Raw genomic sequence first — 1,000 nt, 5'->3', positions numbered from 1 at the left:
TTGAAAGAATATAAAAAACTTGTTGACTTTCAAAGTCAAATGAGTTACAATGATTCTTGTCTTAAATGAATACAGTCTGGTAATGATGGCAGAGAGGTCACACCCGTTCCCATACCGAACACGGAAGTTAAGCTCTCTAGCGCCGATGGTAGTTGGGACCTTGTCCCTGTGAGAGTAGGACGTTGCCAGGCAAAATGGAGGATTAGCTCAGCTGGGAGAGCACCTGCCTTACAAGCAGGGGGTCGGCGGTTCGATCCCGTCATCCTCCACCATTTATGCCGGACTGTAGCGAAGTGGCTAAACGCGGCGGACTGTAAATCCGCTCCTTCGGGTTCGGCAGTTCGAATCTGCCCCCCTCCACCATTCTTAATTAATGGGCTATAGCCAAGCGGTAAGGCAACGGACTTTGACTCCGTCATGCGCTGGTTCGAATCCAGCTAGCCCAGCCATTAAGAGCCATTAGCTCAGTTGGTAGAGCATCTGACTTTTAATCAGAGGGTCGAAGGTTCGAGTCCTTCATGGCTCACCATTTTAATGAAATATGCGGGTGTGGCGGAATTGGCAGACGCACTAGACTTAGGATCTAGCGCCTTTGGCGTGGGGGTTCGACTCCCTTCACCCGCACTTTTAATAAAATAACTCATACATGTCTTGCGGAAGTAGTTCAGTGGTAGAATACAACCTTGCCAAGGTTGGGGTCGCGGGTTCGAATCCCGTCTTCCGCTCCAATTTTCAATATGACATGCCGGGGTGGCGGAACAGGCAGACGCACAGGACTTAAAATCCTGCGGTGGGTGACCACCGTGCGGGTTCGACCCCCGCCCTCGGCACCATATGCGCCCGTAGCTCAATTGGATAGAGCGTTTGACTACGGATCAAGAGGTTAGGGGTTCGACTCCTCTCGGGCGCGCTTTTATTAACGGGAAGTGGCTCAGCTTGGTAGAGCACCTGGTTTGGGACCAGGGGGTCGCAGGTTCAAATCCTGTCTTCCCGATATTCC

Annotated in this window: 9 tRNA genes and 1 rRNA gene; all 10 read left to right on the top strand. The window is 51.7% G+C overall.

The window, feature by feature from the left end:
* The first annotated feature begins 75 nt into the window (after positions 1-75).
* The 10 genes from rrf (at position 76) to DN404_RS29910 (ending at position 994) form a co-directional block, all read left to right on the top strand.
* Positions 76-191 (top strand): 5S ribosomal RNA (gene rrf, locus DN404_RS29955).
* Between the two features lie 5 nt (positions 192-196).
* Positions 197-272 (top strand) — tRNA-Val (locus DN404_RS29950).
* Between the two features lie 8 nt (positions 273-280).
* Positions 281-363 (top strand) — tRNA-Tyr (locus tag DN404_RS29945).
* 11 nt (positions 364-374) lie between these two features.
* Positions 375-449: transfer RNA gene (locus DN404_RS29940), tRNA-Gln, on the top strand.
* Positions 450-453: 4 nt separating this feature from the next.
* Positions 454-529, top strand: a tRNA-Lys gene (locus DN404_RS29935).
* A gap of 14 nt (positions 530-543) precedes the next feature.
* Positions 544-624, top strand: a tRNA-Leu gene (locus DN404_RS29930).
* A 29-nt stretch (positions 625-653) separates the two neighbouring features.
* A tRNA-Gly gene (locus DN404_RS29925) sits at positions 654-728 on the top strand.
* Positions 729-744: 16 nt separating this feature from the next.
* Positions 745-833: transfer RNA gene (locus tag DN404_RS29920), tRNA-Leu, on the top strand.
* A gap of 3 nt (positions 834-836) precedes the next feature.
* A tRNA-Arg gene (locus DN404_RS29915) sits at positions 837-910 on the top strand.
* A gap of 10 nt (positions 911-920) precedes the next feature.
* Positions 921-994 (top strand) — tRNA-Pro (locus tag DN404_RS29910).
* Positions 995-1,000: the final 6 nt, after the last annotated feature.

It is taken from the genome of Bacillus sp. TE8-1, assembly GCF_008368855.1.
GTDB lineage: Bacteria > Bacillota > Bacilli > Bacillales > Bacillaceae_G > Bacillus_A > Bacillus_A cereus.
This window is presented reverse-complemented; position numbering and strand designations above follow the sequence as displayed.